This window comes from Thermosulfurimonas sp. (assembly GCF_015491435.1).
Lineage (GTDB): Bacteria > Desulfobacterota > Thermodesulfobacteria > Thermodesulfobacteriales > Thermodesulfobacteriaceae > Thermosulfurimonas_A.
The window spans coordinates 1-7,831 of the sequence record NZ_WFVX01000154.1 but is presented as its reverse complement, the minus strand read 5'-3'; the positions used below and the strand labels follow the sequence as shown (position 1 = coordinate 7,831).

The following is a 7,831-nucleotide window of genomic DNA, read 5'->3' as shown; positions in this document are numbered from 1 at the left end:
GCCCTCGAATGTCATATTCCCGAAAAATAAAAGGACTGATGTTCATGACCCCTCCCTCTTCAGAAAGTCGCGGATACGCAATTCCAGATATTCGTCTCCCTGGTATTCCGCAATCCAGGGAGTGGCTGCCACCACCAGGTTTCCGTTTCTATCGTTTATAAAAGTTAAGACCTGCGGGTCGAAATTGAACCCCACCGCCGAAAGTCCCCGCCCGTCCTGCCAGAGGATAAAACGCAGGTGTTTTTCCGCCATAAGGCGCGGTTGCCTTACCTCGAATTCGGAAAGGGCCAGCACCGGTTCCGGATTGCCCGGCCCGAAGGGAGCCAGACGCCGGAATCCCTCCACGAAATCCGGATCCAGGATTTCCGCAAGACGTGCCTGCCCCTCCAGGGTGAGGCGGGGCCGCAGGTCTTCCGCGGGATCAAACCCCTTTTGACGCAGGAGATCCTCCACCACCCGGGCAAAGGTTTTTCTGAAGGATTCCAGGGATTGGGGATGAAGTTTGACTCCGCCGGCGGCCGGATGCCCCCCGTATCCCAGGAGATGTTCGGCGCATAGCCGGAAGGTCTCAAAGAGGTTTACCTCCGGGATGCTCCTCCCGGACCCCTTGAAGATTTCGCCCTTGCGGGTAAGGACCACCACCGGTCTATAGAACCTTTCCGCCACCCTTCCGGCCACAATACCCAGTACTCCCAGAGGCCAGTCCTCCCCGCTGATGACGATCCCGGCAGGGGGATCCCGGGGAAGTCTTTGCAGGATTCCGGAAAGAACCTCCTCCTCCACCCGTTGTCTTTCGCTGTTGAGACGATTCAGTTCCTGGGCCATCTCCGCGGCCTGTTCCGGGTCTTCCGAGACCAGAAGCTCAAAGGCCAGTCGGGCTTCCCGGAGTCTTCCCGCGGCGTTGAGGCGAGGGGCCAGACGGAAGAGGACCTCCTCGGTCCCCACCGGGCCTTTTATCCCGGCAATTTCCTTGAGGGCCCGGATACCGGCGCGAGGGCTTCGGGAAAGCTCCTTGAGACCGAAAACGGCGATGAGTCGATTCTCACCCTGCAGGGGCACCATGTCCGCCACCGTGCCCAGGGCCGCGAGATCCAGATACCTTTTAAGGTTGGGCACCGCCCGATGGGCGAAATATCCCCTATCCAGCAGATAGCGCCGCAGGCCCCGGATCAGGGCCAGAACGGTTCCGGCTCCGCAGAGCGGATAGAAGGGAGAATCCGGGGGAAGACGCTTGCCGGTGACTACGGCTTCAGCCGGAGGAAGATCTCCGGGGATCTCGTGGTGGTCGGTAACAATGACCTTGAGCCCCAGGCGTTTGGCCTCCTCCACGGTGTCATGGTTGGTGATCCCGCAGTCCACCGTAACCACCACCCTTGCTCCCTGGTCCCGGAAATAGGGCAGGTGATGAGCGTGGAAACCGTACCCGTCCTTTTCCCGGTGGGGGAAGAGGACCAGGGTTTGCCCCCCGAGTTCACGCAGGAAGAGATGGAGCATGGCCGCTCCGGTGACTCCGTCCACATCGTAATCGGCGTAGATCCCGATGGGGGAGCCGGATTCGAGCGCCTGGGCCAGGACCTGGACCGCGGGAAGCATTCCCGGGATGGTCATGGGATCGCCGAAGGCGGAAAGATCCGGAAAGAGAAAGTCTCTCGCGGCACCGGCCTCCCGGAACCCCCGGTTGGCGAGGAAGATGGCCAGCAACCGGGGAAAACCGCCCTCCCGCACCAGAGCCTGCACCACCTCCGAGGGCGGAAGCCGCAGGACCCACCGATAATGCCGGATGCTCATGGTTACCTTTCAAGGGTCGCAGATTCGTTTTATCCTGTCAAGGATGATGCAGAGCACGGTGATGGAGATAAAGATACCCCCGCGTTCCCTGGCTTTCTTACGCTTTGTCCTGGAGGGGTTCGGCCATCTGGCCCTTCCGGTGACCCTCTCCGGCCGGGAGGGAAGGGTGCGGTTTCTGATCTCCCCCGGCGAGGAGGAACGTTTCCGGCGCCTGCTAGAGGATCTTCTCCCCTGGCTGCGCTAGCCCTTGGTCTGGTGTATCTCGAACTGCACGATACTTATGTCCCGGATCTTATCCCCGTAATAAAAGAAGATCCGCCGGGCAAGCTCTTCCTTGAATTTCCATACTGCCTGTCGGCTCCGGAGTTGCTCGTAGGAAAAGTTTTCGATACTATCCAGGATCAGGGTGGCCAGCCTTCCCTGATTGGCCCTGAGGTAAGCAGCGGCTTTTCTGTCGCGGGCTTCCACCACTACGCTTACCCGTACATATTTTCCCAGAGGGGCACCCCGGGGGCGACCGGCGATCTCCGGAATGAGGATCTGGGTGGGGGTGAGTTTTTTCTGAAGGTTATAAAGATAGTCTCGGATGCGTTTTCGTTCCCCTTCTCTGAGGACATCAAAGGGAAGGGCCCGGATAAGGGAAGGGGACTTCCGGGGTCCTCCCCTCCAGCGGATGACGAAGTTTTTTACCGCCGTCCATTTGAAGATCAGAAGCAGGGCCACCGAAACCAGAAAAAGGGGGACCAGGACTTTAAGGTAGCGGGACATGTTCCCGAAAGGCTTTAAGGGCCAGCTGTTGCAGAAGATGATCCGCCAGGACCAGGCGGACCATAGCCTGACATACCGGAACGATCCGGGGGATGGCCGAGGCATCGTGTCGCCCGCCCACCCGGATCTTCACCGGCTCTCCCCGTTCGTTGATGGTGTCCTGTTCCTTGGCGATGCTGGGGATGGGTTTTATGGCTACCCGGCAGACGATTTCCTGCCCGGAGGAGATCCCGGCCAGGACCCCCCCGGCGTGATTGGAGAGGAACCCCTCCGGGGTGATAGGGTCGTTGTTTTCGGAGCCCTTTTTTTCCGCGGCGGCGAAACCGGCCCCGATTTCCACCCCCTTCACCGCTCCGATGCTCATCAAGGCCTTGGCCAGATCGGCGTCCAGCTTATCAAATACGGGTTCTCCCAGGCCCGGAGGTACCCCGGTGGCCCGGATCTCCACCACTCCTCCCAGGGAATCCCCCTCCCGGCGGACCTCCTCGATGCGGCGGCACATTTCCCGATAGGCCTCGGGATCCGGACAGAAGAGATGGTTGCGTTCGGCCTCTTCAGGGTCGAATTCCCGGATCTTTACTCCTCCCAGGGCTACGGTATAGGCCTTCACCTCTATGCCGTAAGCGGAAAGGACTTTCTGGGCCACGGCCCCGGCAGCCACCCGGGCCACGGTCTCCCGTCCGCTGGAGCGCCCTCCTCCCCGCCAGTCCCTCCGGCCGTATTTCCAGAAATAGGTGCAGTCTCCGTGTCCGGGGCGGAAGATTTCCTTTAGGGGATGATAGTCCGAGGAGCGCACGTCCCGGTTGTAAATCACCAGGGCGATGGGAGTCCCCAGGGTGTGACCCTCGAATACCCCGGATAGGATCTCCACCCGGTCCGGTTCCCGTCGGGGGGATTGTCCCAGGTGTTTCCCCGGACGACGCCGTTCCAGTTCGGTCTGGATGTCTTCCTCGGAAAGGGGAACCCCCGGCGGACAGCCGTCGATCACCGCCCCCAGGGCCCGACCATGGGATTCTCCGAAGGTGGTGACCCGAAAGAATTTTCCGAAAGTGTTCCCGGGCATCTATTCCTTCTCGTCTTTGCCAAAAAGTAAGGCCCTTTCCTCCAGGGTAAGTCCTTCGGTATGGGGTTCCAGTTCCGGCTTGAAGACGATGGTTCTTCTTCCCAGGTTCTTGGCCGCATAGAGGAGCTGATCCACCTCCCGCAGGAACTCCTTCGGCCCCAGGCGATAATCCGGACGGAAGACCGCTCCTCCTATACTCACGGTAATACTTACCGTACCCCGGGGGGTGGTAAATTTCAAGGATTCCAGGGCGGCCTTGATGCGCCGGGCCACCCCCATTCCCCGATAAAACCCCAATCCGGGCAGGATCACCGCGAACTCCTCCCCGCCGTAACGGGCGGCAAAATCGGTCTTGCGTAGGGTCCTGAGCAGGGTTCGGCCCACTTCGGCCAGCACCCGGTCCCCGGTTTCGTGTCCGTAGGTATCGTTGATCCGCTTGAAGTGGTCGATATCCAGTAAAAACAGGGTAAAAGGGGTTTCCTCTCGCCGGGAGAGTTCCACCATCTTGACCAGTTCCTCCTCAAAACTCCTGCGATTATAGAGGCCGGTCAGAAAATCCTTGGAATATTCGTGGTAAAGGACCTCATAGGCCTTTTTCAGGGTTTCCACTTTCTGCCGGAGATCCGGGGGCAGGGGGCTGGTCAGGAGTTCGCGCAAGATATTCCAGCCTATCTCAGGGAGCTGGGGCATCAGGGGCGCAACCTCTTCCAGAAATATAAGGCCTCCTCCGGACCCAGAACCCGAATCAGGCCCAGGAAGAGAAGGGCGCAGAGTAAAATCAGGGGAAGTACCGGGAGGTTCTTTTGTAAAGCCAGGGCCAATATTCCCATTGTTCCTGCGCTTAAGATTATTTTTAGCAATCCTACCCAGAAACGTCCAGGGAACAAGCCTTTGATGCGCAGCTGGAGGATTCCTCCCAGAAAACAGGCCTGAAAGATCAGGGCCAGGGCGGTGCCCAGGGCCACGGCCTTAAAATTGAGATAGGAAAGGGTGAGGAGAATGGTGATCAGGTTTACCCCCACCGAAAGGAAACTGGCCCCGGCCGGGATTACGGTGTTTCCCAGGGCGTAAAAGATCGGCACCGAGACCTTGGTAACCGAATAGAAGGGAAGTCCCAGGGCGAAGATCCGCAGGGCCTGGGCGGTGTGCAGGGTGTCTTCCGGACGGAAACGGCCGTGTTCGAAGATGAGACGCACGATGGGTTCGGCCAGTGTGGCCAGCCCCACCGCCGAAGGAACGGAAAGACCGAGCCCCACCAGCAGCGAGGAGGAAAAGGTTCGGCGCAGGGTCTCGTAATCTCCCCGGGCCGCCCGCCGACTGGCCTCCGGCAACAGGGCCAGGGAAAGCCCTACCCCGAAGAGCCCCAGCGGTACATACATGAGCCGGAAGGCATAGGCCAGCCAGGATACCGCTCCCTCCCCGCAGGAGGTGGCAAAGTAGGTGTTAATAAAGATGTTGAGCTGCACCGCGGAGAGTCCCAGCACCGAGGGGCCCATGAGTTTGAGGGTCTCCCGAACCGCCGGGGAACGGTGGTTCAGCCCCGGGCGAAACCGGAAGCCTCGTCGCAGCAGGAAGGGCAGATTGAAGGATAGCTGCACCAGCCCCCCGCACAGGACTCCCAGGGCAAAGCCCATCACTCCGGGCCATCCCAGGCGTTCGAAGAGAAAATAGAGTCCTCCTCCCAGAAGGACGGAGGTAAGGTTGAAGAGGGCCGAGGAGAGGGCCGGCCAGAAGAAGACCCCCAGGGCGTTGAGCATGCCGGCAGCCAGGGCCGAAAGACTGATAAACCAGAGGAAGGGCCACATGATACGGGTCAGATGGACGGTGAGGGTGAATTTCCCCGGGAAGTTTCGGAAGGCCGGGGCCAGAAGATGGACCAGCACCGGGGCCAGGATCTCTCCCAGGACGACGATGGAAAGAATCAGGAACCCGAAGACGGAGATTACCTCCGAGGCCGCCCGGAAGGCCGCTTCCGGGCCCTCTTGTTCCCGGGTGGCACTGAAGACCTTGGTGAAGGCCATCCCCAGGGCTCCCTCGGCAAAGAGGTCCCGCAGCAGGTTAGGGATCCGGTAGGCCACCACAAAGGCGTCCATTTCCCGGCCGGCTCCCAGAAGCAGGGCCAGCACCTGTTCCCTTACCAGCCCCAGCACCCGGCTTATCACCACCGCCACGGTGACCGAACGGGCCTGATGCGCTATTTTGGTAGCGGTATCCCGGCTCATGATGTAATCACTCGGGGGATAGGCTATAATAAAAAAACCTTTTTGGGGAGGCCAAAAGATGCCCATCGCCACCATAGAGGAGGCCCTGGAGGATCTTCGGGCCGGAAAGATGGTCATTGTGGTGGATGACGAGGATCGGGAAAACGAAGGCGATCTGGTGCTGGCGGCGGAGAAGGTTACCCCGGAGGCCATAAACTTTATGGCCAAGTACGGTCGGGGACTCATCTGTCTCACCCTCACTCCGGAGGATGTGGAGCGTTTACAGCTTCCCCTTCAACCCCGCCGTCACGGGACCCGGTTTGATACCGCGTTTACGGTTTCCATTGAGGCCCGCTACGGGGTCACCACCGGTATCTCGGCCCATGATCGAGCCCATACCATCCGGGTGGCCATCGATCCCCGGAGCGGTCCGGAGGACATCGTAACCCCCGGACACGTCTTTCCCATTCGAGCCCGGGAGGGGGGTGTTCTGGTACGTGCGGGGCATACCGAGGCCTCGGTGGATCTGGCGCGTCTGGCCGGTCTTTATCCGGCGGGGGTGATCTGTGAGATCATGAAAGACGACGGGACCATGGCCCGGCTCCCGGATCTGGAAAAGTTCGCCGCCGAACACGGACTCAAGATCATCACCATCCGGGATCTCATCGCCTATCGGTTGCGCAACGAGTGTCTGGTGCGCCGGGAGGTGGAAACCCGGCTCCCCACCCCCTGGGGAGAATTCCGGCTTTATGCCTACACCAATATGGTGGATCCCTTCACCCATGTGGCTCTGGTCATGGGAGAGGTCACCGAGGATCCCATTCTGGTGCGGGTACATTCCGAGTGTCTCACCGGGGATGTATTCGGGTCCCTGCGATGCGATTGCGGCCCGCAGCTCATAAGGGCTCTGGAGATGATCGCCGAGGAGGGAAGGGGGGTCCTCCTTTATCTCCGCCAGGAAGGCCGGGGCATAGGGCTGCTCAACAAGCTTCGGGCCTACGTGCTTCAGGATCAGGGGAAGGACACGGTGGAGGCCAACGAGGTCCTGGGCTTTAAGGCCGACCTGCGGGATTACGGTATCGGGGCCCAGATCCTGCGGGATCTGGGGGTGCGCAAGATGCGCCTCATGACCAACAACCCCAAGAAGATCGTGGGACTGGAGGGGTACGGGCTCAAGGTGGTGGAACGGGTGCCCATCGAGATCCGGCCCCATGAGGAGAATTATCGCTATCTCAAATGCAAGCGGGACAAGCTGGGACATCTCCTGAGGCTCTATTAAGGGAGGAGGATTATGGTACGCGAGATTCAGGGAAGGTTTCGGGGGGAGGGGCGAAGATTCGCCCTGGTGGTAGGGCGCTTTAACTCCTTTATCAGCCAGGAACTCCTCAAGGGAGCCTTTGACGCTCTCTTCCGGCACGGGGTGCGCGAGGAGGATGTGACCGTGGTCTGGGTGCCGGGCTCCTTTGAGATCCCGCTTGCCGCCAAGCGGCTGGCGGCAAGCGGCAGATACGACGCGGTCATCTGCCTGGGGGCCATTATTCGCGGAGCCACCCCCCATTTCGAGTATGTGGCTTCGGAATGCGCCAAGGGTATTGCTCAGGCCTCGCTGGAGACCGGGGTCCCGGTTATCTTCGGGGTGCTCACCACCGACACCATAGAGCAGGCGGTGGAACGGGCCGGAACCAAGGCCGGTAACAAGGGCTTTGAGGCGGCTCTGGCCGCCCTGGAGATGGCGGACCTGATGCCTCAGCTTCCTTGATCCTCTGCGCGCCTTCCTTCTGGTCCGAGGTAAGCGGGGAAGCGGCCTATGCCCGGCTCCTGGCCCGGGCGCTCCGGGAGATCGTCCCTGGGGCAAGGATTTATGCCCTCTGTCCGGATCAAATCGCGGAAAGGCGCAGGATACCCCTGCTGCGCGGTCCGGTTATCTTTTCCCGGGCCCCTTTGTGGTCCCGGGCCCTCCCCCTCCGGATAAAGGGTGTGCCGGTGTCCTTTGTCCTTCACGGGGTGGAGG

Annotated in this window: 9 protein-coding genes; 4 read left to right on the top strand and 5 right to left on the bottom strand. The window is 60.6% G+C overall.

Annotated elements, in window-relative coordinates; genetic code table 11:
* Positions 1 to 42: 42 nt before the first annotated feature.
* Positions 43 to 1,788: a single-stranded-DNA-specific exonuclease RecJ gene (gene recJ, locus F8J34_RS07055; protein WP_297057648.1), complete on the bottom strand. Its 1,746-nt coding sequence runs from the start codon at positions 1,786 to 1,788 to the stop codon at positions 43 to 45.
* Between the two features lie 46 nt (positions 1,789 to 1,834).
* Here recJ and F8J34_RS07050 point away from each other — a divergent pair, with 46 nt between their 5' ends.
* Entirely contained in the window at positions 1,835 to 2,032 is a 198-nt protein-coding gene (locus F8J34_RS07050; RefSeq protein ID WP_297057645.1) for a DUF4911 domain-containing protein, read from the top strand.
* On the opposite strand, the gene F8J34_RS07045 is transcribed toward F8J34_RS07050, so the two are convergent.
* The 4 genes from F8J34_RS07045 to murJ are packed head-to-tail and all read right to left on the bottom strand — an operon-like array spanning position 2,029 to position 5,841.
* Entirely contained in the window at positions 2,029 to 2,556 is a 528-nt protein-coding gene (locus F8J34_RS07045) for a hypothetical protein (RefSeq protein ID WP_297057642.1), read from the bottom strand. The two genes, F8J34_RS07050 and F8J34_RS07045, sit on opposite strands and share 4 nt — an antisense overlap.
* Positions 2,540 to 3,619: a chorismate synthase gene (aroC, locus tag F8J34_RS07040; RefSeq protein ID WP_297057639.1), complete on the bottom strand. Its 1,080-nt coding sequence runs from the start codon at positions 3,617 to 3,619 to the stop codon at positions 2,540 to 2,542. Before aroC ends, F8J34_RS07045 begins: the two co-directional genes overlap by 17 nt.
* Positions 3,620 to 4,309: a GGDEF domain-containing protein gene (locus F8J34_RS07035; RefSeq protein WP_297057636.1), complete on the bottom strand. Its 690-nt coding sequence runs from the start codon at positions 4,307 to 4,309 to the stop codon at positions 3,620 to 3,622.
* Positions 4,309 to 5,841: a murein biosynthesis integral membrane protein MurJ gene (gene murJ / locus F8J34_RS07030; RefSeq protein ID WP_297057633.1), complete on the bottom strand. Its 1,533-nt coding sequence runs from the start codon at positions 5,839 to 5,841 to the stop codon at positions 4,309 to 4,311. The genes F8J34_RS07035 and murJ overlap by 1 nt, the downstream gene beginning before the upstream one ends.
* A 58-nt stretch (positions 5,842 to 5,899) precedes the next feature.
* Between murJ and F8J34_RS07025 the strand changes: the two genes are divergently transcribed.
* The 3 genes from F8J34_RS07025 to F8J34_RS07015 all read left to right on the top strand — a co-directional run.
* The gene (locus F8J34_RS07025; RefSeq protein ID WP_297057631.1) at positions 5,900 to 7,099 is read left to right on the top strand and encodes a bifunctional 3,4-dihydroxy-2-butanone-4-phosphate synthase/GTP cyclohydrolase II; all 1,200 of its coding nucleotides are present in this window, start codon (positions 5,900 to 5,902) and stop codon (positions 7,097 to 7,099) included.
* Between the two features lie 12 nt (positions 7,100 to 7,111).
* Complete coding sequence (gene ribE, locus F8J34_RS07020) at positions 7,112 to 7,579, top strand: 6,7-dimethyl-8-ribityllumazine synthase (protein ID WP_297057628.1); 468 nt, start codon at positions 7,112 to 7,114, stop codon at positions 7,577 to 7,579.
* Positions 7,576 to 7,831: hypothetical protein (locus F8J34_RS07015; protein ID WP_297057626.1), on the top strand; the 256-nt coding region annotated here is incomplete at its 3' end. The genes ribE and F8J34_RS07015, both read left to right, overlap by 4 nt.